Genomic DNA, 24,856 nt, shown 5'->3' on the forward strand with positions numbered 1-24,856 from the left:
GAGGTGGGCAGGCACGACCCTACGCCGACCTGCCCACCACCTGTAGTCAGCCGTTTTAGGCAAACATCCCGGTGACGCCGGCCTCGGTCTGGCCCATGGTCTGGCCAGCCTCGCTGACGGCGTGCGCCAGGTTCTGCAGCGCAGAGTTCAGCTCGGCAGCGGTGTTGTCCCAGCGCTGCTGCACGGCCTGGTAGGCCTGCGAACCGTCGCCGCCCCAGACTGCGGCCAGCTTCATCAGCGAACTCTTGCCCTCGTCGAGCAGGCCGTGGGTGGTGCTCACCGCACCCAGGATGTCGCCGGCGCCGCCTTCGATGCCAGCAAAATTCCAATGCTGTTCGCCACTCATGATTTCTCCGTTTCTAAGTCTATTTTTTGTTGGAACTCTGGTTGAAAAGTTTGTGAACTTGGTCAGAGATTCATCTGGCCCTGCAGCGTTGAGGCCTGATCCTCATCGCTGGAGGTGTAGTGCACACCGGCGTTCTGGATGTTGTTCGAGATGTCGGTCAGTTCCTGGACCTGCTGCATGGCGGCCTCGTGGAAACGGATCAGAGCCTGCTGCGTAGCGGTACCGGACTGGCCAACCATGTGCGATGCCAGCGAACCCGCGGTGGACTCGACGTGCGCCATGACGCCCTTCAGTTCCCCGCCGATACGGTCGAAGTTCGCAGCCTCAGAGGCGAGGACTGCGGCATCGGTACTCATGATGGACATGTTTGGATCACCTTCCTTTTTCCTGTGTCCTCACCACGGGAATGGCGAGTCCTTGCCGACCCCCCGGGGCCGGAAAGTCTGTGTAGTTGCGACGACTCACCAGTCGTCGTCTTCATCATCAAGGTCTTGGACCAGAGCCCCCGGCGCCTTGAGCGCCTCTTTGGTTCCGACGTCCTTCTCGTTCTTGGGCTTCATGCCCAAGGCGCCGCCGGGACCGCTCATGGGTGCCTTACCGGCCGCAGACGCGCCGGCCGCGGCGCCGGCACCCTCCTCGGCCAAGGCCGTGGCGGCGGATGCCCCTTCCGGGCCGCCGACCAGCGAAGCCATCAGCGGGGTCCGCGCGGTTGTACCGCCCATACCGGGCAGCGACGCCGCCCGAACCAGACCGGCACCGGTCGCGGCGCCTGAGCCCCCCGCAGCCGGATGGTTGGTGAACGGGCTGGCACCCATGAACCCCATCTGCGGCCCGTTGCTCTGCCCAAAGCTGCTGCCCAACTGACTGAAAATCTGCGTCATCTGCTGCATGGGCTGGCTGAGCTGCTGCACCGGCTGAGTAATCAGTTGCCCAAGCTGCTGCGGAATCTGAGCGGCCTGCGAACCGACCTGCGAGACAACCTGCATCAGCATCTGGCTGCCCTGCTGCGCACCGTCCTGCGGTTGCTGCTGCTGTGCCGCGGTCTGGCTGCGCTGCGCCTGACCCTCGGCACGCTGAGCGGCATAGTTGAACTGCGACGCGGCGTTGCCGCCCCACAGAGCTGCCTCTTCCATGACTGACTGGCCCGAGACCTGGCCCATGATCAGGTTCCGCGCCGCAGCTTCGGGCATCATCGTCGCGGCCTGCGCCAGCGCTGCCGCCGCTGTGCTCTCACCGACACCCGGCATGACGATCGGCTGCATGGGCTCGATGGCCTCGAAGATCGTGTTGAGGCTGGTCTCGGCCGAATACGTCTCCATCACGGTGCCGGCCAGCGCCCACATCCGCGCGTAATCCATCTCGTTGAACCCGATGGGCATGGTGTTGATGCCCAGAAAGTTGGTGGCTTCCAGGACCCCATGCGTGACGTGGTTCATTTCGATCTCGGGCAGCTGCGGCGTGGTGGCCATTGCAGTGACATACGAATTGGCCTGCGCGATGGCCTGCAGTGCCCGCTTCTGGGCCTGCATGGCGGTGGTTTGCAGCCACATCACCATGGGCGTCGTGGCCGATACCGCCCGCTCGCTAGCCGCTCCGGACCACGTACCGCTGAGTGAGGCGAGGTTGCCGGCGAGCTCGATGGCCTGGGTCTCCAACGCGATGGCCAACGCCTCCCAGCCCGCGGCGGCCTGCAGCATAGGGGCCGCACCGGCACCGGCCATCAAACGGCCGGTGTTGACCTCCGGAGGAAATGCGGGGTAGTGCATCCCGGGAATCGCGGGTATGGCCACCATTGTTTGCTGTCCTCAGCTCAGTACAGGGTTGATTCAGCTTGCGTTAAAGAAGGGTGGAGGCGTTGGCGTCGTCGACAGTCTCGTAAATGGTTGACGCTTCGACATACGCAGAACCAGCGCGAGCAAGCTCCTCTTGTGCGAATGCGTTCAACCCCATTGCCTCGATACCTTCCGACGCAAATGCCAGGGCCGCCTGCAGCGAAACTTCCTCTGCACCGGCTGGCAGCAACGCGCTGATCTCGGCAGTTGTCGCGGTGCCGGTGGCCAAGCCGCGGGCACCGTTAGCCACGACCTCGGTACCAATACCAACCGCACCCGGATTGTGCTCCAATGGCTGCATTTCTTAGCTCCTTACCAATTCAGAATTGCGGTATGGAATTGTGCGAGTCGCGCAGGCTCAGAATTCCGAAGCCAAGTTCGAAACCCCCGTTTACCCCTCCCGACAAGCGGGCGTCAGCGTTGCTGAACGTCTGTGCTAGATACTACCGAGGCTTTCAGGGGGTCACCTACACTTATTCCGCGGGGGGATCTACATAGGCCGCCTGGATGACTTCCTTGGCATCCGGCGAGACCAGAAACGCCTGGCCAGGTGGCCTGCGCTTGAGCTTGATCTCCTGCGACGGGAACTCCGTTTTCTCGCCCGATAGGAACAATGTGGGCGAACCAGCGCCATACGCGGTTCCGACGAACTTGTCCATGGTCGACCGGTGCGCCTGGCTCATCTGACACGTTACGATGATGTGCAGACCGATGTCCGCCGCAGCCGGCAGCAGCGGACCCAACGGCGCCATGGGCGAAGCCATGCCGCTCGCCGCAACGATCATGTGCCAGTCATCGACCAGCAGAACCACGTCCGGACCTGTCCACCAGGACCGCGCACGTAGCTGTGCCGTGGTCAGATCCGGCGGCGGCAGTCGCTTCTTCAAGTTTGCCGCCAGCGCCTTGATCGTCTCTTCCAAGGTCGCGATGTTCCGGTTGATGGCACCGGCGGCCAGCAGGTGGCTCTGCGGGACGGCGTCGAGCAGGCCCGAACGGAAGTCGGCCAGCACGAATCGCACCTGTTCAGGGCTGTTGCGCGAACAGATGGCCGATGCCACCGCATGGGCGATGGAGGTCTTGCCCGACTTCGGTGCACCGAAGATGAGCAAGTGCGGGGTGGCGTACATGCTGTTGTAAGCCACCGATAGATCGGACTCGCGCACACCCAGCGGCACGGTCCAGCGGGTGTTGTAGTCGCTTTCCCGTCCCGGCGGATTCGGATCGAGTTCGTGCAGATAAATGCGCTCGGGCAAGACCCGGACGCGAGGTGCCATGTCGGTGTGCAGAGACGCGATGCGATCCACCGCGGCGGTGATGGCGGGCACGATGTCGTCGAGGCTGTGCACCCCGTCCATTCGGGGCGCACCGATCATCAGGTGGTGCTTCTCCATGGAAACCGCGCGGCCCGGCCGGTTGGTCGGGATCTCCCTGGTGATGCGGTCGATCTGTGTCTCGTTGACGTCACCGAGCCGGAACTCGACCTTGGTGCCCAGGTAGTCACGGACACGGGATTTCAGCTCGGTCCACCGCGGGGTGGTGATGATGACGTGCACCCCGTACGCGAGGCCCTGACCGGCCAGGTCCTGGACGGTCGGTTCGAGGTCGCCGAATTCCCCGGTGAACGCCGGCCAGCCGTCGATGACCAGGTAGACATCGCCGAACGGGTCCTGCGACGCGGGGTGGTTGGGGTCCTCACGCACCTGCCGATAGCTCGCGATCGAACCGATGCGGTGTTCCTTGAACATCGCTTCGCGTTGTCGCAGAACAGCTTTCATTTCCGCGACGACGCGCATCACGCGGTCTGGTTCGGAACGGATAGCCACACCGCCAACGTGCGGCAGGTCCTCAAGGTACATGAGGCCACCACCGCCGAGATCGACGCAGTAGAACTGCACCTGACGCGGGGTGTGGGTGGCGGCCGCCGACAGGATCAGGGTCTGCAGGAAGGTCGACTTACCGGTCTGCGGCGCACCACCGATGGCGATGTTGCCGCCGGCCGCAGAGGTGTCGATGCCCCACACCTCCTGACGATGCCGGCGCGGCTCGTCCATGATGCCCAGGCCGAACCGCAAAGGTTGACGCTGATCACGCTCGATCAGTTCATTGACCGGCACCGGGTCCAGCAGCGGCGGCAACCACATCTTGTAGGCACGGCTCTCGCCTGTGGTCAGCTGATTGAGGACCACTTCGCGCAGCGCGCGCTGTTCGGTGTTGGTCATCGCTGGGCCCCCGAATCAGCCATCGGCGCCGCGGTGAACGGACGGATGCGGAAGGTGTTCTGCGCGATGACCCGCTGGGAATCGTCGCCGTCCTCGGCCTCAGCCTTGGTCGGCACATAAGTTGCGCCGGTGTAGACACTGGCGAACTTCACCGGGTCCTCCATACCCACCCGGAGGAAGCCGACGCCGCTCTCCTTGTTGGTGATGTACTGCGCCTCAGGCGTGCCGATCACTGCCTTGGACTCAGCAGAACTGGTGGTGCGCAAGGCAATTCGATACGTCAGGTTGGGCTCCAGCTTGTCGATACGGGCACCGCCGGTGTTCAGCGACTGGGTTGCCAGCAGCAGGTGCACCCGCAGCGAGCGGCCGACGCGACAGATGCGGTCGAACAGCGCGATGAAGTCCGGGTGGTTCTGCAGCAACTCGGCGAACTCGTCGACGACCACGAAAAGCGTTGGCAGCGGGGGAAGATCGGCTCCGCGTTCGCGATATTTCTCGTACTCGGCCACCCCGGAGAGCGCGCCCGCCGCGCCGACCTGCATGCCGGCCTGGCGCAGGATGCCCTGGCGCCGGTCCAGTTCACCGGTGAGCACCTCACCCATACGTCCCACCAACTCGGCCTCTTCCTCCATGTTGGTGACAACCGCCGCGGTGTGCGGCAACTTCTCCATGCCGAGGAATGTCGACCCGCCCTTGAAGTCGGTCAGCAACAGGTTGACCTGGTCCGGATGGTGCGTCGCAACGAGCGAAAGGATCATGGTGCGAAGGAATTCCGACTTACCCGAACCCGTCGTACCGATGAGCATGCCGTGCGGACCGGCACCGAATTCGGCACCTTCCTTGATGTCCAGGTACATGATCTCGCCGGACTTGAGCTCGTGCCCGAACGGAATACGGAGCCGGTCCCGATCCTGGTCCGGGAACATCCGCCAGCGTCGCGGGGTGACTTCCTCGACCGTGCGCGCACCCACCAGGTGCTGCCACTCGTTGGAGACCTTCTTCTGGACCCGCTGTCCGGCCTGCAGGATGGTGCCGGTGATGGACCAACCCGCCAGCTTGCGGGCCAGACGTCCGGCCTCGGTCGGGGTCATGGTGTCGGTGACATCGGTGATCAGCCGGTACGCCGAGTTGGGCAGCTTGTCATGAGCGGTGCCGTCCTCGTCCACCTTGATTCGGTAGCCCGAACCGCGGTGGTTGCCCTTGGTCAGCACCGTCACGCCGGCCCGGCCGTCCACCGGGAAACCGGCCCTGCCGCCGGTCAGGTCGATCACCACCACATAGGGGCCTGACGGGGCCGAGTCGGCACTGTGCGGTCCACGAGCGGTCAGATCGGCGAGTCCGTCGGGCTTGGTGGACACCATGCGCTTGGCACCCGCGTCGTCAGATTCGGTTTGGCTCTGCACGTGTGGCAGCCACTTGACCCAGGCCCAGTCCGGGTCGTTCAGGTCGTCCATCAGCACCCGCATCTGCAGCACGTCCGGCGGATGGAAAACCGCAAGGTGACAGATCATGGCGGTCAGCAGGCCACGCGCGCGTCCCGGGTCACCACCAATGGCGATGGTCGGAAAAGACTTGAGTATCACCAACTTTGGGTTGTCGTGCACCAGGCCATGAGTGCGCAGGAACTTGGTCACCCACATGTGGCTGACCGGCTCCAGATGCGCCTGCGGCGCCGCCATGGGTCCGGCCAGTTCGGACCCGATATTCGGCTTGAGCAACCGGTCCACAGCGGCCTCGGCGCCGATGCCGACCCGGGCACCGACGAAGAAGTCGGCGTTGGGTCCGCTGATGCCGCGTGACCATTGCCGATTGGTCCCGACGATGGACAACAGGTCGTCCGGATGGGGCGCGTGGTATCCGAAGAAGGCGACCTGCGCGTCCGCGGAGGAGGTCACCCGGGAGCGCAGGCCGGCGAGGTACCGCAGATACTCCTTGCGGTCCTCGTTGATCTCGGGCACCTTCTTGCCGCCGCCTCCGCCGCTGGACATGTAGCCGACCGTGCCCATGATCATCATCAGCGGCATCATCAGCATGTACGGCGAGAGCTGCCGAACGCCGGTGAAGACCATGATGGCGATCATTCCGATCATGCCGCCGCCCATCACGTACGGCATGACCTTCTGCATACCCGACGCCGGGATCTCGATACCCAGGTCATCAGGCGGTGTCACGTTGATCTCGCCCGGGGTCAAGCGCGGACCCCGCCTCATATTCGGGGTGAACTTCTTGGTAGTCATGACGCTCCTCCCGGATGCGCAGGCGCAGCGTTGTCGTTACCGCCGGGCACCTTTCGAGGCTTGGGGTCGGACGGCAGGGTGTCGTGCTCGAGCAACGCGGCCTCTTTGGACAACACCGGACCTTCGACCAGCAGGCTGACCACCGGCCAGGGCGCCGTCACCGGAGCACTGAGCCCCAATGCCTTCGCGGTGTCGTTGTTGGCTATGCCGTACCGAATGCCCTGGGCGTCGATGTAGTACTGCGCCTCGCCGTAGCGCGGATCGGGGGACTGCAACCGGATGAACTGCCCGCCATCGATGTACACGGTGGCATCACCCTCGATCTGCTTGATACCGGTGCCCACCGCACTCGGCGGCAGCGGCAGGTGCCGGCCGGCGATGATGGCGGTCTTGGGTGACTGATCACCAGGTTCGCGCTCCCACGCCCAGCACAGTGTCGGATCGTCCTGCGGCAGCAGCATGGTCATGGGCTTGTCCGGCAGTGGTGACGAATAGGTCTGCTCGACGATCTTGGCCACGACGCTGGATTCCACCGACGGCGGCGAGATCAGACCGAAGGAGTTGGTGGCGCGCAGGGCCGCGGCGGTGGTCTCGTTGACCTTCGCCACGCCGTCGGGCAGCACCACGTATTGCTGCTTGCTGTTGTCCGACAGGGTCTGGAACACCGACCCGATCACCAAATTCGGCGGCAAGCCAAGAGTGTTCGGGGCTCCGGCGGCCGGCACAGGCGCCAGCACCCACGGGCCGACGTTGGGGATCGCATTGAACAACCCCTCAGAGATCGGGGCGGCTTTGGTGCCGACCGGGATGCCGACGGCCGAGGTTATGGCGCGGTCGGCCAGATCGATCGAATGCCGGCCCGACTTGGTGATCAACCAGGTCCGGTCCTGGAACTTCACCAGCACGCCCTGGTCGGCCCGCAGGGGAGCGACGTCGCCGATCATCATCAGCGGCTGAATCAGCACTGAGGTCTCGACCGTCGGGGTTACGCTCTCGGGCTTGGTGACGGTGTCGCACAGCGACCAGGTCGACACCGAGCTGGTCACCGCGGTGGCGTACGGCGCACCTGGGATCCCGATCGGTTGGCCCTTGGGCATCTTGGCCAGTTCGGCCGGCTTGACCACCTGCGGTTCGGCGGTGTGACCGAGCACCAGCTGTGCCGAGGTCAGGTTGTACACCGGGCGAATCTGCTCCGAGCCGGGCATGACGACATACAGCTGGTTGGTGCTGCGATCGACCAGCAGCGCGTCCTCGCCACGTTTGCCCTGCGGCTTGAAGTACGCCAGCATGGCCGCGCCGAGGCAGACCAGGACGGCGATGACCAGGCCAAGCGACACGGCCCGGCTGTAGAACTGCAGCGGATCGTCGAACATCCGGGTGTCGCGCCGCACGATGGCGTGCTCGACCCGGCGCAGCAGGAAACGCCAGCCGCTGACCTGGACCTTGGTGGTGAGCCGGAAATCTGCCATCGACTACTCGCCGATGTTCAATCGACGGTGCACACCATTGATGGCCGACGCCATGTCATCACCGGTGATCTCGCTGAGCGCCTCGGTGGGCAGGTTCTCGAAGTCCAGTGAACGGGCCAGGCGCATGTCGCGGGCCTGCTCGCCGGCCTCCACCAACTGGCGGGCGTACCGGCCGTTGCCCGCGATGTCGATGGCGGGCTTGCCGTTCAGCTCTTTCTGGCTCAGCAACGTTGCAGCCTCCAGGATGTGCTTGCCGGCTTCCTCATTGATCGACGAATCATTGTTCTTGGCAATGACTTTGGAGATCTCGACGATTTCCTCGGGGGAGTAGGACTCGAACTCGATCCGGGTGGCGAAGCGGGACCGCAGGCCGTCATTGGCTTCCAGCAGCCGGTCGATGTCCGAGCTGTATCCGGCGATGATGACCACCAACCGGTCACGATCGTTTTCCATGCGCGCCAGCAGCGTGTCGATGGCTTCGGAGCCGAACGCGTCGCCACCCTGGAGCCCGTCCTGAATCAGGGTGTACGCCTCGTCGATGAACAGCACGCCGCCCAGCGCCCGGTCGATGACCTTGGACGTCTTGACCGCGGTGTGGCCCAGGTACTCGCCCACGAAGTCCTTGCGGGCGGTCTCGACCAGCTTGGGTTCGGCGATGACGCCGAGACCGGCCAGGATGTTGGCGACCACGCGGGCGATGGTGGTCTTGCCGGTGCCTGGGGGACCGGTGAAGATCATGTGCTTGGACTGCTGGCCCACCTTCATCCCGCGGGCGGCCCGGATCTTCGCCATTTGTGTTGCGGCGCGGTAAGTTTCGATCTGTTCCTTCACCCTGGACAGACCGATCTGACGGTCCAGTTCGGCCTGCGCTTCGGCGAGCATCCGCTCACGTTCGGACGTATCGGCGACGACGCTCTTCGGATCCCATGGATCACTGCGCGCGGCGATCTTCTCCGGCGTGGTGGTTTCCAACCGGTGGTTCGGATCACGCAGTGCGGCAGTGACTTTCGGCTCCGGGTAGCTGGCCTGCAACCACTCCAACAGCCGGCGTGCCGCGTCCTCGTTACCGGTCGCGCGGAACGTCATGGCCGAGTACCAGGCAATGGCACGCCCGCAAGCGACGCCGACCGGAGACTCGTTGGCCGCCACCAGCTGGCTCTCGGCCTCGGTGAACAGCCCGAGGTTGGCCGCAGCCACACCGCGAGCCACCGACGCCGCCGAGGACAAGAACGCATCCGGCCAGCTGTCCGAACCGCGCAACACGTCCATCACATCGGTCCAGCGCTGCCCAGCCGTATAGATGACGGCCTTGACCCAGGCCACCAGGTGCTCGGAGCCCTGGGATGGAGTGTTCTCGACGGCATCCATCGCGTCGGCATAGTTGCCTTCAGCCGCCTCGTTGACGGCGAACGCCAGCGACAGCGCCAACGGCGAGGTCACTGGATACGTAATATCTCCGAGCTCGCCACCGATGCGCACTCGGGCGTTGAGTGCCATCAGCGACACTTCCGCCGCACCGGCCAGCTGACCCAGATTGCCGCGCGAATACCAGGCCCGGAACAGCGTCGCACGGTCGTAGTCGCCGCAGCGGATTCGACCTATCCAAGCATCGCAGACGGTGTCGTCGATGGAGGTGATCTCTGTGAACAGCTCCATGGACCGGGCCGGAGAATTGTCCAACATGCCGAAGGCGGTGTTGAAGATGGCGGCCAGATGGTCAGTCATTGTCACCTACATATCGAGTTGCGAAAACCTGCGCACGCGCCGCTGCGGCATCCTCCGGAGAGGGCAGGTCAAGGTTTCGGGATAGGAAATCACGGGTGCTCGCACGATCGTGGCCCAGCTTGCTCAGACCGTCATACACCACCGAGTACTGAGCCGATCTGGCGTCTTGGCGAGCCAGGTCGGCGATGACACAGACTTCCTGCGCCAGTTCGACTTCAGTCATCCGGGTGACGCCCGGTGCGAGCCTGATCCGCTGGATCCGGCCGTCCAGATAGGCGGCCACCTCCACGGTGTGCTGTGGGTTAGCGACCGTGAACAGCAACTGTGCAGAGTCAGCACGTCCATCAGATTCATCGGCGCCGTCGGCGTCGCTGTCCTCATCGACGTCGTCGGGCTGGTAGGCGCCGGAATCCTCGTCGCGGTAGAGGAAGTCCAGTGCGCCCTCGTCGCCGTCGGACTCGTCGCCGTATAGCGGGTCCGGTCGGTCACTGTCGAACCCGTCCTCGGGTGGATGACGGTCCACCAACGTCGCCGCCCCTCTAGTCCCGGTATTCGGCGTCAGCGGAGGCTTTGTCAAACCACGAACGCGACGGCAGGAAGTCCATCAGTCCATCTAGCGCACGTTGCAGGTTCTCGTCGGTGCCGGCCAGGAAGCTTCCGTAGAGCTCGCCACTGACCTTGCGCGGCAACGACACGATCCGACCCAGCCGAGAGTCCAGGACACCGGCCGCGACATCGGCCTGGGTGTAGGTGCCACCCGAATGCCGCTCGTTGGCGGTGATCTCTACCCAGGAGTCGGGGTTGCCGATCAGTTCGGCATAGGTCCGGGCAGAGTTCAGCCCGACGCCGAATTGGGTGAGTTGCTCGGGTGTTCGCGCATCGCTCAGCCGGCTGGTCGACGCGGTCAGCGGCTCAACGTTGGCCGGGTTGGCCGTGCCGAGTACGGCGTTGACCATTCCCGCCAGGCCGACCTGCGGTGCGACGCGTTGCAGTACAAGCATTTCCCCGTCACGGGCGGCGACGACGTGCCGTGCGCCTTTGCGGCACACCACAAAGCGCACCATCTTCCCGCCGAGGTCACGGCGCCACCACCGGCCTTCCAGCGTGCGATCGGCACGGCTGATGGTGTCGACCATGGCAGCGACTTCGGGATGCGGCGTGCCATGAACATCGAGTACGCCCTGCGCGGTCAGGTCCCGCCGGACCTGCTCCCACACTATTTTGCGGAGGTCCAGCTGCGGGATGTTCGGCCGGATGCCGAGCGACGTCGGGAAGTCCAGCAGGCCGAGCTGGTCAGCGATGACCAACATGCCGTCGATGGTGACCTCCATGGCCACGACGTCGTCGCTTCCCCCCGAAGCGCTGCTCGCTGCTGAGTACGGTCCGGTCATGGTCAACCGACCACGGTGCGGTCACACCAGGGCGCGCTACACCGTGCCGCTGTTTGCCTCTGCATATCCACCCCCTGCTCCCGATGCCGGGCATCGGCCATCGCTTTCGTAGCTGACCATATCTTCATACGGTCAGGACAAGGCGGCAGCCCGATCTGAAAACTCGTGGTGAACAGGTCCCTGTCCCCAGCTGCAACCTGCGGGCTGGAGCGGCTCCGTTTCGCCCGGCAGGCAACCCCGACAGCCAACGTTGTTTACCGACGTCAACCCCGGTTCGCCCCCGACCCCACGGCGTCTCCCCACGACCCTGAGTGAGCCTACCAGCGGCCATAAAGGCACCCTGCACCAATTCCGCTGGGCAACCATCGGCCCAAATCCGCCCTCCGTGGGACGAAACTCTTTGCCACGCAGCAATTATCAATCGGCCCGACGATCAACGGCAGGCACGGCGGGACGCTTCAAGGTGCGGTAGTTGATACTGGTTGCCATCGGACTGGGTGAACCCGAGGAGAAAGTACGTGTGCGGTGACTGATCACGACGACGATCCGCGTTACGATCGGCCCGAACCCGAGCGCTCGGAGCGGCCCGAACGGCACGCCCGTACCGAGCGCCCCGATGACACCCCACCAGCGTGGCCGCGGGTGCCCAATCCATCTCGCCCCGGCGGCGTTCAGGGCGTTCAGTACACCGAACCGATTCATCGCACCGGACCGCCTCAGCCCGGCCCGGCCGCTGCCGGCCCCGGCTATACGCCGCCACCCGGCTATCCGCCGGCACGTACGCCCGGGCCATGGCCGCACGGCACCGGACCCCAGGCCGCCGGCGGGGCGAACGCGTCGTATGCGGACGCAATCCGGCGCGACGACCTGATTCGGACCCGCCAGCCGGAGCCTCGCCGCGGTTGGCGCCGCCTCCTGCTGCGAGCCACATTTGGCCTGGTCAACCTGGGTCCGTCGGCGGCAGAACTGCAAGAGGAGGAGTTGGAGAAGCGGATCAAGGCCGCGCTTTCCGGCCACTACAAGGTAGGCGTCATGGGCAAGGGCGGGGTCGGGAAGACCACGGTGTCCGCCTCGATCGGTTCGGTGTTCGCCGAACTGCGCCAGGATGACCGCGTCGTGGCCATTGATGCCGACACGGCGTTCGGCAAGCTGGGCAGCCGGGTCGACCCGAAGGCTCTCGGGTCGTACTGGGAGCTGGCGGCTGACCAGCATCTCGACACCTTCGCCGACATTCGCAACCGCGTCGGCAACAATGCCGCCGGACTGTTCGTGCTGGCCGGCGAGGCCAGCCCGGCCCGGCGCAGAGTCTTGGATCCGGCGGTCTACCGGGAGGCGGCGACCCGGCTGGACCGGCACTTCACCATCTCGATCGTCGACTGCAGCTCGACCATGGACAGCCCGGTGACTCAGGAGGTTCTGCGCGATCTCGATGCCCTGATCGTGGTGTCCTCACCGTGGGTCGACGGGGCCGGGGCCGCCGGACAGACCCTGGACTGGCTGGCCGCACGTGGGCTGAAGGGGCTGCTGCAGCGGACGGTCGTGGTGCTCAACGACTCCGACGGTCACGCAGACAAGCGGACCCGGGCGATTCTGGCGCAACAGTTTTCCGGGCAGGGACAGGCTGTGGTCGAGGTCCCGTTCGACGACCGGCTGCGTACCGGCGCCGTGATCGACCGCACCGCCGAAATGGCGCCTGCGACGCGGCGCAAGTTTGTCGAGATCGCCGCGGCGCTGGCGTCGAACTTCCCGAAAAGCGACGACCGGCATCGAGAGCGCTTTCGGCCGCAGGAGGATCAACCACCGAGGTACGAGCCGCGCTGAGCAGTGCGGCACCGCGAGTCAGGCCAGCTGCTCGATGAGGGCCTCGACGAGCACCCTGTCCTGCGCGGACAAGGCAACCTCGGACTCGGCCCCAACCACGACGTCTTCGGTGACTCCCGCAGCCTGCGCCGTCTCCTGGATGGTCAGGTTGGCGCCCCGCCGGGCGGCGTACAGCCGCTGGCCGAGCGTGGCCGCGGGCGACTTTGCGCTCATCAGCGTGAGCTCGTCGATCCGACCGCGAACCAGCCCTAGCGCCTTGATCAGCGGCGTTGAGACCGGGCCCAGCCGGGCTGCGCTGGCTGCTACCGCTTCGAACTGACGCAGATCGGACAGGATTTGCGTGACCCAAGGGGTGAACTCCGAATCCTCGACGGCCGGCAGCGCGTCCGCCCTGGCGCTGAGAGTGTTGACCGCGGCAACGATCGCCTGCGCGATCAGCGGAACTTCGCCCGCGCTGGCCAACGGCGGTGGCACCGGCGTGGGTTGCACCGCGGGCGGCGCCTGTGTCGGCACCGCCTCACCGCTACGGATTCGGGCGATGGCCCCCGGTGGCCACTGCAGGATTTCCTCCAGGCGTGCACGCGTCTTTTCGCGCGGCCAGCTCCGACCCTTTTCGAAGGCGATCAGTGCGCCGGCGTTGATGACGCCGTCGGCGGCGAGGCTGCGCTGGCTGATATCGAGTTCGCGCCGGCGGGCCGCAGCCGCAGCTCCAGCGCGTTCCATACCCGGATCTGCGGCCGGAAGGGTGATGTATTCGGTGACATCGTCCTGGTCGACGCTCGCCAACGGAGTCACCCCCTGCCATTTACCCGCTCAACATGAAACCTGAAGCACCAAGCGCTGCTTGATACAGCCTAGCCCGTCCCGCCTGGCCGGAACCATTGCATTGTTCATTTCTGAACCGTGTCGCTGAAGGGTGTCAACGCTTCAGTTAGGCCGTGCAGGCACCGGTTTTCGGGCCCCATCAACACCGTCTGCTACCAGATCAGGGCATCATTTCAGGCCCGGTTCGACCCGGCCACCTGCGAGGTTCTTCACCGCTACGGTTTAACTGTTGCATTACTGCGGTGTGGTGCTATAGATTCTCCTCCATCGCTACGGAACAAGCGCAGCGGAAAGCACAAAGGAGTACCCCCGATGACCGCAATTGCCATGGACGGCCTGCCACTCGGCGAGTGCACCAAGAACCCCGACCAGTGGACGACCATGCCCGATGCAGAAGCCAAGAGCCTCTGCCGGCAATGCCCGCGCCGCTGGGCCTGTGCGCGCGACGCCGTTGAACTGCCCCGCGCCGAGGGGCTGTGGGCCGGCATCGTCATTCCCGCCGAAGAGGGCCGCGGCCGGACCCATGCGTTCAAACAGCTCCGGTCATTGGCCGAGCAGAACGGCTATCCGGTCCGCCAGCAGCGCCGGCTGTTTCTCGAAGTCGCTTGATTCGCCCGCTGCCCGCGCTGCCGATCGAGGGGACGGCAGCGCGGGCAGCTTTCAACAGTCAACCGAGCTCATCAACCGGACTACGGTGACAAGGTGAGCACTACCGACAAGACCGGCGCAGCCACCAGCGTCAGCGCCGAATCCGGACGTTTCACCATCGCCGTCGAAGGCAAGACCGTCGGCGTGATGGACTACACGGACCGCGACGGTCAGCGGGTTTTCCCGCACACAGAAGTTCTCCCGGCCTACGAAGGCCGTGGTCTGGCAACGATTTTGGTTGCCGAAGCGTTGTCCACCACCCGCGCCGCCGGACTACGTATCGTCCCGGCCTGCTCCATGGTGAGCGGCTACATCGCAAAACATCCCGAATACGAACCACTGGTCGATCCGGCCTGAGCGAGGTGTGCGCGCTCCGTCTCACTGTGCGTGATGGAGCGCGTCGACATCACTTGTTGAGGTATTGAGCGGTCGACCCGCTCACCGGCATGTCCGGCATGCCCAGCTTGCGGTGATCCCAGCTGCGCGTACGGGTCGGCACCACCCGTACCGCGATTCGGTTGTTCATCATCTGGTCGACGAACGGAAGCAGATCCTCGGTGTAGGGACCGGTGTAGCGCTCCCACACACTGATGCCGACGCGCCTCAGCAGCTCGGGGTCGTCGTCGACGATCTCAGCCCGGCTGTCGATGGACACCCCGCGCAGCGTGCCGTACGTGTCGCCGTCCTCGATCATCACCGTCAGGGTCGGGTCTCGGCGCAGGTTGACCGCCTTCTGAGACTTGGCTTTGGTCTCGAACCAAATCTCACCGTCAATCAGGGCGTACCACATGGCCACAAGATGCGGCTTGCCGCTGGGGGAGACGGTGGCCATGGTGGCGGTGCGGCTGCGATCGATGAACTCGGCGATCTCGTCGTCGGTCATCTGGATCTTCTTGCGCTCGTTGGTTCCCACGCCGTTATGCCTATCAGGCCCCGTGCGAGCACCGATGACGGGGCAGCCTGCTGGGCGCGCCCTACTGCGTAGCCAGCGCCGTGACGACCTGGCCGAACATGGTGGCCTTGACCACTGCGACCGTCCCGGGGTCCTTGCCCGCAGCCGGAAGCACCAGGTCGAGGGCCGATGAGGCCACCGCATCCTCGGCCGCCGCGACGTCCACCAATCCGTACTGCGCGGCATCGGATCCGCCGAATCGCCGGCCGGTGGTCATCGAGGCGATGGCGGCCTGCGGGGTCAGCTTGGCCTGGATCAATGCGGCCATGCCGGGGGTGAACGGAATTCTGATGTCGACCTCGGGGAAACAAAAGAATCCGCGATCACTGCGCATGGTCCGGTAATCGTGGGCCATGGCCAGCATGGCCCCTGCACCGAACGCGTGACCGTTGATCGCCGCTGCGGTCGGCATCGGCAGTGTGAGCACCCGAGAGAACAGGGCGTGCACCTGGCCGACGTACCACTGCATCTGGTCGCCGTGCGCCATCAGCCAGTCCAGATCCAGTCCATTGGAGTAGAACTTGCCGGAGCCAGTGGTGACAAGCCCCTGAGCGTTGTCCCGCACGTCGTCGAGCGCACTGTTGATCTCATCGAAGAAGCCCAGCGAGAAGCGGTTTTCGTCGTCGCCCAGATTCAGAACGGCGATCTGGTCCTGGTAGGTCACGGTGACGGTCATGGGTGTGTACTCCTTGTCGTGGTGGGTTGCTCGGCGAGCACCGCCCGAACCGCGACGGTCAGCCGTTCGCGGGCCCAGCGGTTGTTGATCCTGTTGCGGGACAATAGAATTGATGTTGGTAGGTCGACGATGCAGAGGGTGATGGCATCCACGGCTGCGCCATCGCGACGGCCCCAGAGAGCGGTCGCAAGGCGGATCATCAAGTGGATCAAGGTGCGGTCCACCGCACTCACTTCCGCGGCGAGGTCGGGCGGGAGGTCGGTCCCGAGCAGGTGGTCGCGCTGCACCCGCAACAGCAGTGCCGACGACTGCGGCTGCCGACCGGCGAAGACGGCCGGGGCATCGGCGGCGGCAACCACCGCTTCTACCGGGTCGACCTTATTGTCAGCCAGTAACCCGTCGACCAATTCCGCCTGCACGTCGAGGAATCGGCGCGCTGCCCGCAGCCAGGTGTGTGCGACCAAGTCGGCTCGAGAACCGAAGTGGTGGTAGATCGCGCCGTTGGACACGCCTGCCTCGGTTGCCACCGACCGAGTGGTCACTGCGGCGGGCCCGCCTTGGACGGCAAGGGCCTCGGCGGCGTCGAGCACCGAGTCGAGGTCGTAAAGGCGAGGGCGGGGCACCCCCGAACAATAACAGAGCGATTGCTCGGTTATTGAATCCGGTTGACCTCGCGGCGATAGGTGAGCTTGTCGAACTCCCGGCCATTCTCGTCGACGGCGGTGACGTCCATCTCGCTCATCAGTTGACCCGGGCGCACATCGACCCGGATGAACGCATAGTTCCGAAAGCGCACCCGCGACCAGGCGACCCCTTCGGGTTGCTTGCCACCCGCCGGTGTCCAGACGAAGCTGTTTCGCACATAGGTGTCGGGAACTTCTCTGCCGCGGAAGCTTTCTGGCTCACCCGGCTGGAAGTCGTACCGAGGTCGCCCACCGCTGCCGACGGTGTAGTAGACGGTGCCATCGGTCTCGGGATAGACGGTGCCGTTGTCGCCTGCGACTTTCGTCGGCCGGCCCGCGCGAATCGGATCGGTGCGCTCGTACACGTGGTTATGACCCTGCAACACCAGATCGACACGGTACCGGTCGAATAGGGGAGTCCAGGCATCCCTGACGCCGCCGTCGCTGGCATGCGATGCGGTGGTCGAGTAGGCGCAGTGGTGAAAGAAGCAGACGATGAAGTCGATGTTCGGGTCGGCCCGATAGCCGGCCAGGGTTTGTTCCACCCAACTGTTCTGAGCTCCACCGGAATACCCTGTATTAGAACGGATTTCATAGCTCACGTCGTTGGCATCCAGCGAAAGCACCGCCACGTTGCCGTAGCTGAACGAATACACCGATGGACAGGCCGACGGGCCGTTGTCCGGAAAGCCAAGGCGCGCAAGGTGTCCTCCGTAGCCGTGAGTGGGGTAGGCCGCCTCCATGTCGTGGTTACCGGTAGCGAACATCCACGGCGTATCGGCCGCACTGGGCTCGATCGAGCGCAGGTAGACGTCCCAGACGTACGGGTTGTACTTGTCGAATCCCTTTGCCACCTTGCCCTTCGAGACGTATGCCGGCGGGCTACCGGTTCCGTTCGGATCAGCGTAAGCGATGTCACCGGCCAACAGATGGAAGGCCGGGCGAGCCGCAACGATCTGGTTGAGCACGTTGGCGGTGTGTGGCACGTGCGGGTCGTTATCGAGGCTGTAACCACTGTCGTCGTAATCGCCACGCTTCACCCCATGGGGCTGCGTCGGTGTTTCGTCGGTGCCTTGATCGCCCATCATGGTGAACCGAAACGGCGCCAAGGTGTTTCGCGTGCTCGGCATTGCCGTCGCCGCCGACCGGACATCGCTGACGAAGCCGTCCTCGGTGCGCCAGCGGTAGAAGTGCGGCGTGCCGCCGGGCAGGTCATCGACCTCTAGGTGGACGTAGAACTGTTCGGCGGCCAACACTCCGCCGTCGCTGGACGGGATCTGGGTGAGCAGGTTGCGCACCTCGGCCTCCTGCGTGGCACCTAGCTGTGCTGTCGGCCCATGATCGACGAAGACCCTGGTATCCGCTGGGTTTCGGGACAGCTGTGCGCTGAGTCGGAGCTGGCGGGCGGCGTCAGCGCCGAATCCGACATTGCGATTCGCTACCGTCAGCGGCGCATCCTGCGCGTAGGCCCGGCGCCCGAACGGCGTCAACCCCACCGCCGCCACTGCCGCAGCGGCCGCCGACCCGCGCAGGAAGTTGCGGCGCGTCACCCGGTTCCGCCGCAGAAATGCCCGATGCCACTCGTACTGCTCAGCCATGGTCAAGTGGGTAGCAACGGCGGGCGAGATTCCGGTATCCGGAATCTCGCCAGCGGCAGTCAATCGGTCGGCAGCCATCCGTCGATGCTGGACCAGCCCCGCCAATCCCGCGAGCCGACCTCCCGATCCTCGAGCAATGTTCAGCTCAGCTTCACCGATCGATGGGTACTGCGGCAGCGGCAAATTCGTGTGACCCGCGTCGCGCCCGAGTCGATTATGAGCGCCACCTGACATCGGCCGAGCAAAGTCTTGGCCAGCACCGAACACATTCTCAGCAAAGCCTCAGTCGGCGTCGGCAGCCTGAAAACACACAGCGTGTGCCACACACGCCCCTTGGCATCTCTAGAAAGAAGAAGCGGAACACAGATGGGATATCAACCGGAGACTCCGCCGTCAGGCGAAGACCATCGCTGGTCTCGGAATTACGCCGCGGACCAACAGAACCTGGTCCAGTGGAGCCACGACCGCTACCAACGCCCCGGCAACACAGGCGAATTCGCACAGCAGCAACCGTATGGACCGGCAGCCGGTCCCGCTGGACAATTCCCTGCGCCGAACCCCCAGCCGCGCAAGCGGTCTCGAGCGATGGTCGCCGGATTTGGCGTGGCCGCAATCGCGCTTGCCGGCGGCGGTGCCGCCACCATGGCGTTCATCGACCACGTCGACAAGCCGGCTGCCACCCAGCTTCCGATGCCGAAGGGTATGCAACAGCATCCGCAGGCATCGGCCCCCACCCAGCCGAGCATCGCAGCACCGGTCGGTTCGGTGGAGCAGGTATCGGCAAAGGTTCTGCCCAGCGTGGTGAAGCTGCAAATCAAGACCGGGCAGGGCAGCGAAGAGGGCTCCGGCATCGTGTTGAGCCCGGATGGGCTGATCCTCACCAATAACCACGTTGTCGCGGCTGCTGCTCAAGGATCCGGACGTCAGGCCCCACAGGCCAGCGCTCCGGACGGACAGGTGCCCAAGCTCCCGCGGGGCATGTTCCCGGGCGGCCAGATGCCCGACCTGCCACCGGGGCTTCTCCCGGGTGACGGGTCTGACTCTCAGGATCCCTACGACGGACCGTCCACCGCGCCGTCGGCTCGGGCCCGCTCCGCCGTGGACGCAACGGTCACCATGTCCGACGGGCGATCCGTGCCGTTCACTGTGGTCGGTACCGACCCGGATGACGACATCGCAGTGGTCAAGGCGCAGAACGTTTCTGGGCTGACTCCGATCGCGATCGGGTCGTCCAAGGACCTGAAGGTCGGGCAGAACGTGGTGGCCATCGGGTCGCCGCTGGGCCTGCAGGGCACCGTGACCACCGGCATCGTCAGCGCGTTGGACCGTCCGGTCTCCACCGGCGACGGCGACACCGGTCAGCATTCGGTGATGAGCGCCATCCAGACCGACGCGGCGATCAACCCGGGCAACTCCGGGGGCGCGCTGGTGGACATGGACGGGAAGTTGATCGGGGTGAACTCCGCGATCGCCTCGCTGGGACAGGACTCGCAGGGCGCACAGAGCGGGTCCATCGGCCTGGGCTTTGCGATTCCGGTGGATCAGGCCAAGCGCATTGCTGATCAGTTGATTGCGGGCGGCACTGTCCAGCACGCTTCGCTGGGCGTGCAGCTGGCCGCGAACAGCAAGGCCAACGGCGCTGCCGTTGCGGCGGTGGCTGACGGCAGTGCGGCTGCGGCAGCCGGCCTGCCCAAGGGCGCGGTGATCACCAAGGTGGACGACCATGTGATCGACGGCCCCGACGCGCTGGTCGCGGCGGTGCGGTCCAAGTCGCCTGGCGACAACGTCGCGGTGACCTACAACGATGCGTCAGGCACCTCGCACACAGTGCAGGTGACGCTGGGACAGGCACCGCAGTCCTAGTTTTCGCTTGAGGTTGCAACAAACCCCGCCAACCGTTTTCGGTTGGCGGGGTTTGTCTTTGACAAAGCTCACGAATGTAAGGGCAGGGCACGCAGATTCACCATTTTGCATACCCCTCACGCTGGCGCCTACAAGCGGCCGGTCAGGTGGGAGTAGAAGCCCGGCGTCGTGTCGACCCGCAGCCGGGTCAGTGTCCGCTTGCTGATCAACCAACGGCCGTCAACGCAGCGGTACTCCTCGTGATAGTGCCCATAACCGTGGAGGTGTTCTTCGTGATCGCCGTTGGTCCACCACAGGTGGTCCTCCATGGCCCACACGCCCTGCGCGGTGGTATCTGAGGTCAGCTCGATCTGTGGAGTATGGCCGTGATGCACCGAAGTGATCGACACCGCCCCGTCCAGTAATGACCGAATGGCTGCGGCCAGGCGTTCCCTGCCGACGACCACGTTGTCGCTACCGGTGACGGGTCGATTCTCGCCGGGCAGCCCGCGCCAGGAATCGCTGACGACGTCCTCCGTGTGGAAGTCGCCGTAGTGATCCCAGTCTTTGGTGTCCATGCACCGAAGTCGTCCCGCGAATACGTTTTTGATTGCTTCGATAGCCAGGAGCTGTTCCGCAGCGCTCAGCGTCAACTCGGAATCGGACTGGGTCATGGTTCGCATGATGGCACCGAACGGCAGTGCGATCATCGGCCGTCCCGACGCGCGGGAGGCGAACGATGTCGTGCGTGCTCTGATCGGCACCGTGAGTCCGTCAACTGGCTTGGCACAAAAATCGCAAGTGCCCCAACACAGTCAACGCGCCCAGCGCAACGCCCTAAACGAGGTCTGACATACGGCCCGCCATGGCCGCCAGGATGCGGTGGGTCCGGGCAACCATCGACGCGGCGGACTCTGCCGGGTGCTGCCGCCACCACAACATCAGTCCCGACACCGTGTGTTCCCACACCACGGTGGCCGCACCGAGATCGGACTGGTCCGTGAGACCGATCGGTCCAAGCGCCCGCGACACACCGGCGAACGTCTGTCCCCTCAGCACCGTCCGCTGTTGGCGCGCAGCCTCTCGCGCCGGCCCATGAGGGACCGATCGATCAAAAAGAACATGCCAGTCGCCAGGACGTCCTTCGAACGTCGTGAAGATGGCGGCCAGCACGGGCTCACCACTCGCCGCTCCGGTACCGGCGAGGTAGTCCGACGTGTTCAGTGCATTGGTCACGGCATCGGCTATCTGCAGTCCGAGGCGTTGAACGCACGCGATGTAGACCGCTTCTTTGGACCCGAAGTAGCTGATGATCAAAGTCTTCGACACACCGGCGTTTGCGGCGATAGCTGCCAGGGATGTACCTGCGTATGTCACCCTTCTGAACTCGTCGATGGCAGCGTCGACGATCAGCTCCTCACGTTCACCCCGTGGCACCCCTTTGGTTCCGGTTTTGCCAGTTGCGGGGCTCGTCCTCACGGGCCTCAGCCTAGCCAGTATCGAGCCGGGTCCAGCGCGGATACGGCGCATTGTCCGTGGCACATGCGCCACGGAGGGATCGGCTGTCGTCCTCTTTGCGATTTCTCAGCGAACAATTGTCAGGCTCATCTCCAATGCCACTCGGCGATGAGGCCGGTACACCCCGCGTCGCAGTCGGAGACGACGTCGCAGAGGGCAACCGGCTACCGATAGAAGGCACGACATGGCACTCAACTCGCACCGCTTTGTTCCCGCGCGACTCAGAAAGTCGGCCGCCGCCATGGTCGGCGGGAGCGCGGCAGTCGCACTCGTGGTAGCCGCTCTGGTAAGTACCGGGACACCCGACTCTGCGCAACTGCTCGCACGCCCCAGCCACGGCGGCGGCGGGGGGGGCGGTTCGATCGTGCAGCCGACCGAACCCGAGATGCGGTTGGGCGCCACCACCATCAGCCCGACCGAGGAGATGCCATCGATGCCCGGGACGACTCCCGCCATTCCGTTCGCGGCTCCGAAGATCAAGGCTGGTCATTAGCGGCCACGTGCACGGGCTGATCCCGCCCTGTCCGCGGACTTCACTGATCACGACCACCCACACAGAGCCTTAGTATTTACTTACTTTTGTCTTATGTTCCTTAATCTTGTGCTAGCGTCGCTGACGAGACGCTACGTGTTTGCCCGGTAGAGGTTGGCAATTGCCGCAGTCGCATCGACTTTCGTCGGTGCAACTGGGCCATCCGACCGGCCAAGATCAGACTTCGGCTGCGCTGCTGCCATTGGCATTTCGTAAGTGCAGCGCTGCGATAGCCGACTATTTGTTCGCAAAAGCTGATGATCCCCGTGCATTCGACAATGATCGCCAGTAGACGCATTCGACCGCTAATACCCGGTAGACGGTGAGGCCGCCAGTAATCCTTGTGGATCGCCGACTGCGGCGACCAACCAGCGTGAATCTGAGAACGATCGCGACGGGACGGTTGGCTTCATTCTGCGGGCGCATGCGCCGAAATTCCTCGCCGGCCCAAATCCGCCACGTCACAGCGTCTTCGCCATAAACACAAAGGTCACGAACTCGACTGAGTTCGTGACCTTTACGTCCGCGGTTTATAGAACCGCTCTGCTGTGGGCGAAGGGGGACTTGAACCCCCACGTCCCGAAGGACACTGGCACCTGAAGCCAGCGCGTCTGCCATTCCGCCACTCGCCCTGAATGACCGGGAGAGCGTATCACTACACCCGCCTCCGATTCCAAACGCCCTAGTCACCGGCATTGGCGATGGTCTGACCTGGGCCTATTCAATTCTCAGAATTCTGTTGGTCCCGCAACCGCACCCCTGCCCGATACCATGCGTAACAGTGGTGTTATCGGATCAACACGCGCACCGCGCACCATGAACCTTCGATAGCAGTGAGGCAGACGGTATATGGGTTTGGTCGACCGATTCGAGCGCAAGCTCGAGACGACGGTCGGTGACGCCTTTGCCCGCGTCTTCGGCGGTTCCATCGCGCCGCCGGAAGTCGAAGCCGCACTTCAACGCGAGGCTCAGTCCGGTGCGCGCGAAGTCGGCGGTGGCCGTATTTTGGCACCGAACGAATACGTCATTACGCTCGGCGGCACCGATTTTGAGAAGGTGAATGCCGACCCTGACCTCACGCCCAGTGCTTTTGCAAGACACCTGGAGGGATTTATCCATGAGCAAGGTTGGCAAACGTATGGTGAGGTGGTCGTCAGGTTTGAGCCGTCGCCGGGCTTACACACCGGCCAGTTCCGCGCCCACGGCGTGGTCAATCCCGACTCGACCGCTGGTCCTGCAAGACCGGCACTCAGCGACCGCGCGCACACTGCAGAACCAGGAGCACTAAGGATGAGTGACAACCCGACCTACCGTGGTGGCCAGGGACAGGGCCAGCCCGGTGATGAGTACAACGAATACGGGCGCCAGTCCGAGGAACCGCGCGGCCAGCATCAAGATCAGGGCGGATACGGCCAGGGCGGCCCAGCTGGACACGGCGCCAGCCCGCAAGCCGGATATGGCGATCAGGCCGGCTACGGCGCCGGTCCCGCAGGCTACGGACAAGGTGGCGGCTACGGCGGCCCGCAGGGTGGCCCTCCCGGACCGCCTCCGCTGGGTCCTCAGGGTGGCTACGGTCCGCAGGGCGGCGAGCAGGGTGGCTACGGCGGCCACCAAGCCCCTCCCGACCAGGGCGGATACGGCGGACACCAGGCCGGCCCGCAGGGCGGATACCCCGGGCAGGCCGACCAAGGTGGCTACGGCGGCCCGGGCTACGGCCAGCACGACCAGGGCGGATACGGCGGACACCAGGCCGGCCCGCAGGGCGGTTACGGTCAGGGCGGTGGCTACGGCCAGCCTGAACAGGGCGGCTACGGCCAGGGCGGCTACGGCGGTCAGCAAGGTGGCTACGGCCAGGGCGGCTACAGCCAGCCTGAGCAGGGCGGTTACGGACATCCCGGCGAGCAGGGCGGCTACGGCGGTCAGCAAGGTGGCTACGGCCAGGGTGGCTACGGTGAGCAGAGCTACGCCCAGCCCCAGCAGGGCGGCTATGGCCAGCCTGAACAGGGTGGCTACGGCCAGGGTGGCTACGGCGAACAGGGTTACGCCGGCGGCCAGAGCGCGGGCTACGGCGCAGGCGCCGGCTACAGCGAGCCCGATTACGGCCAGCAGGGCGGCGGCTACGCCGGCGGGTTCGGCGGCGGTGCCAACGTCACCCTTCAGCTCGATGACGGCAGCGGCCGCACGTACCAGCTGCGGGAGGGCGCAAACGTCATCGGCCGCGGTCAGGACGCACAGTTCCGGCTGCCCGACACCGGCGTCTCCCGCCGGCACCTGGAAATCCGCTGGGATGGTCACGTCGCGCTGCTGTCGGATCTGAATTCGACCAACGGCACCACCGTCAACAACGCGCCGGTCCAGGAATGGCAGCTGGCGGACGGCGATGTCATCCGGGTGGGCCACTCCGAGATCGTCGTTCGCGTTCACTGAGGGCGGTATCCGTCGCCGCCGGTGCGAACTGCGCACCGGCGGGCGACCTCCCAAGTATCGTGACGGTGCCGACGGTTGCCGGACATCGGCCACAGGCGCCATACGGTGACGGAGA

At 64.9% G+C, this 24,856-nt stretch carries 23 protein-coding genes and 1 tRNA gene; 6 read left to right on the plus strand and 18 right to left on the minus strand.

Annotation, left to right across the window (positions count from 1 at the left end; all coding sequences use genetic code 11):
- Positions 1-55 precede the first annotated feature (55 nt).
- The 10 genes from M2432_RS09680 to M2432_RS09725 all read right to left on the minus strand — a co-directional run bounded on the left by M2432_RS09680 (position 56) and on the right by M2432_RS09725 (position 11,219).
- The gene (locus M2432_RS09680) at positions 56-346 is read right to left on the minus strand and encodes a WXG100 family type VII secretion target (protein ID WP_280826585.1); all 291 of its coding nucleotides are present in this window, start codon (positions 344-346) and stop codon (positions 56-58) included.
- Positions 347-408: 62 nt separating this feature from the next.
- On the minus strand, positions 409-711 hold the full coding sequence (locus M2432_RS09685; RefSeq protein ID WP_280826586.1) for a WXG100 family type VII secretion target: 303 nt from the start codon (positions 709-711) through the stop codon (positions 409-411).
- 96 nt (positions 712-807) lie between these two features.
- Positions 808-2,139 carry a PPE family protein gene (locus M2432_RS09690; RefSeq protein WP_280826587.1) on the minus strand — a complete coding sequence of 444 codons (1,332 nt, stop codon included), beginning with the start codon at positions 2,137-2,139 and terminating at the stop codon, positions 808-810.
- Positions 2,140-2,182: 43 nt separating this feature from the next.
- The gene (locus M2432_RS09695; protein WP_280826588.1) at positions 2,183-2,479 is read right to left on the minus strand and encodes a PE family protein; all 297 of its coding nucleotides are present in this window, start codon (positions 2,477-2,479) and stop codon (positions 2,183-2,185) included.
- A gap of 172 nt (positions 2,480-2,651) precedes the next feature.
- Positions 2,652-4,397 carry a type VII secretion protein EccCb gene (eccCb, locus tag M2432_RS09700; protein ID WP_280826589.1) on the minus strand — a complete coding sequence of 582 codons (1,746 nt, stop codon included), beginning with the start codon at positions 4,395-4,397 and terminating at the stop codon, positions 2,652-2,654.
- On the minus strand, positions 4,394-6,634 hold the full coding sequence (eccCa, locus tag M2432_RS09705; RefSeq protein ID WP_280826590.1) for a type VII secretion protein EccCa: 2,241 nt from the start codon (positions 6,632-6,634) through the stop codon (positions 4,394-4,396). Before eccCa ends, eccCb begins: the two co-directional genes overlap by 4 nt.
- Entirely contained in the window at positions 6,631-8,103 is a 1,473-nt protein-coding gene (gene eccB, locus M2432_RS09710; RefSeq protein WP_280826591.1) for a type VII secretion protein EccB, read from the minus strand. Before eccB ends, eccCa begins: the two co-directional genes overlap by 4 nt.
- Positions 8,104-8,106: 3 nt before the next feature.
- Positions 8,107-9,828 carry a type VII secretion AAA-ATPase EccA gene (gene eccA, locus M2432_RS09715; RefSeq protein ID WP_280826592.1) on the minus strand — a complete coding sequence of 574 codons (1,722 nt, stop codon included), beginning with the start codon at positions 9,826-9,828 and terminating at the stop codon, positions 8,107-8,109.
- Positions 9,821-10,351 (minus strand): YbaB/EbfC family DNA-binding protein, encoded by a 531-nt coding sequence (locus tag M2432_RS09720; RefSeq protein ID WP_280826593.1) that lies wholly within the window; start codon positions 10,349-10,351, stop codon positions 9,821-9,823. The genes eccA and M2432_RS09720 overlap by 8 nt, the downstream gene beginning before the upstream one ends.
- 16 nt (positions 10,352-10,367) lie before the next feature.
- Positions 10,368-11,219: an ESX secretion-associated protein EspG gene (locus M2432_RS09725; RefSeq protein ID WP_280826717.1), complete on the minus strand. Its 852-nt coding sequence runs from the start codon at positions 11,217-11,219 to the stop codon at positions 10,368-10,370.
- A 525-nt stretch (positions 11,220-11,744) separates the two neighbouring features.
- Here M2432_RS09725 and M2432_RS09730 point away from each other — a divergent pair.
- The gene (locus M2432_RS09730) at positions 11,745-13,040 is read left to right on the plus strand and encodes a MinD/ParA family protein (protein ID WP_280826594.1); all 1,296 of its coding nucleotides are present in this window, start codon (positions 11,745-11,747) and stop codon (positions 13,038-13,040) included.
- 18 nt (positions 13,041-13,058) lie between these two features.
- On the opposite strand, the gene M2432_RS09735 is transcribed toward M2432_RS09730, so the two are convergent.
- A complete protein-coding gene (locus tag M2432_RS09735; protein WP_280826718.1) occupies positions 13,059-13,763 on the minus strand; it encodes a transcriptional regulator in 705 nt (234 codons plus the stop codon).
- Between the two features lie 414 nt (positions 13,764-14,177).
- Between M2432_RS09735 and M2432_RS09740 the strand changes: the two genes are divergently transcribed.
- On the plus strand, positions 14,178-14,474 hold the full coding sequence (locus M2432_RS09740; RefSeq protein WP_280826595.1) for a WhiB family transcriptional regulator: 297 nt from the start codon (positions 14,178-14,180) through the stop codon (positions 14,472-14,474).
- A gap of 93 nt (positions 14,475-14,567) precedes the next feature.
- Positions 14,568-14,870: a GNAT family N-acetyltransferase gene (locus tag M2432_RS09745; protein ID WP_280826596.1), complete on the plus strand. Its 303-nt coding sequence runs from the start codon at positions 14,568-14,570 to the stop codon at positions 14,868-14,870.
- Between the two features lie 49 nt (positions 14,871-14,919).
- Here the strand turns inward: M2432_RS09745 and M2432_RS09750 are convergent, their stop codons facing one another.
- From M2432_RS09750 to M2432_RS09765, 4 genes are all read right to left on the minus strand, one after another.
- A complete protein-coding gene (locus M2432_RS09750) occupies positions 14,920-15,426 on the minus strand; it encodes a PPOX class F420-dependent oxidoreductase (protein WP_280826597.1) in 507 nt (168 codons plus the stop codon).
- Between the two features lie 61 nt (positions 15,427-15,487).
- Positions 15,488-16,141, minus strand: a complete 654-nt coding sequence (locus M2432_RS09755) for an enoyl-CoA hydratase/isomerase family protein (RefSeq protein ID WP_280826598.1) — start codon at positions 16,139-16,141, stop codon at positions 15,488-15,490.
- Positions 16,138-16,764 carry a helix-turn-helix domain-containing protein gene (locus M2432_RS09760; RefSeq protein ID WP_280826599.1) on the minus strand — a complete coding sequence of 209 codons (627 nt, stop codon included), beginning with the start codon at positions 16,762-16,764 and terminating at the stop codon, positions 16,138-16,140. Before M2432_RS09760 ends, M2432_RS09755 begins: the two co-directional genes overlap by 4 nt.
- A gap of 29 nt (positions 16,765-16,793) precedes the next feature.
- Positions 16,794-18,500 (minus strand): metallophosphoesterase, encoded by a 1,707-nt coding sequence (locus tag M2432_RS09765; protein WP_280826600.1) that lies wholly within the window; start codon positions 18,498-18,500, stop codon positions 16,794-16,796.
- A 507-nt stretch (positions 18,501-19,007) separates the two neighbouring features.
- On the opposite strand from M2432_RS09765, the gene M2432_RS09770 reads away from it, so the two are divergent.
- Positions 19,008-20,285 carry a trypsin-like peptidase domain-containing protein gene (locus tag M2432_RS09770; protein WP_280826719.1) on the plus strand — a complete coding sequence of 426 codons (1,278 nt, stop codon included), beginning with the start codon at positions 19,008-19,010 and terminating at the stop codon, positions 20,283-20,285.
- Positions 20,286-20,413: 128 nt separating this feature from the next.
- Here the strand turns inward: M2432_RS09770 and M2432_RS09775 are convergent, their stop codons facing one another.
- Positions 20,414-20,938, minus strand: coding sequence for a nuclear transport factor 2 family protein (locus tag M2432_RS09775; protein ID WP_280826601.1), 525 nt, complete (start codon positions 20,936-20,938; stop codon positions 20,414-20,416).
- 163 nt (positions 20,939-21,101) lie between these two features.
- A complete protein-coding gene (locus tag M2432_RS09780; protein ID WP_280826720.1) occupies positions 21,102-21,701 on the minus strand; it encodes a TetR/AcrR family transcriptional regulator in 600 nt (199 codons plus the stop codon).
- A gap of 265 nt (positions 21,702-21,966) precedes the next feature.
- Here M2432_RS09780 and M2432_RS09785 point away from each other — a divergent pair, with 265 nt between their 5' ends.
- On the plus strand, positions 21,967-22,275 hold the full coding sequence (locus tag M2432_RS09785) for a hypothetical protein (protein ID WP_280826602.1): 309 nt from the start codon (positions 21,967-21,969) through the stop codon (positions 22,273-22,275).
- Positions 22,276-22,863: 588 nt separating this feature from the next.
- Here the strand turns inward: M2432_RS09785 and M2432_RS09790 are convergent.
- Positions 22,864-22,946: transfer RNA gene (locus M2432_RS09790), tRNA-Leu, on the minus strand.
- Positions 22,947-23,163: 217 nt separating this feature from the next.
- On the opposite strand from M2432_RS09790, the gene M2432_RS09795 reads away from it, so the two are divergent.
- Entirely contained in the window at positions 23,164-24,741 is a 1,578-nt protein-coding gene (locus M2432_RS09795) for a DUF3662 and FHA domain-containing protein (protein ID WP_280826603.1), read from the plus strand.
- Positions 24,742-24,856 lie beyond the last annotated feature (115 nt).

The organism is Mycobacterium sp. OTB74, from assembly GCF_029892685.1.
Classification (GTDB): domain Bacteria; phylum Actinomycetota; class Actinomycetes; order Mycobacteriales; family Mycobacteriaceae; genus Mycobacterium.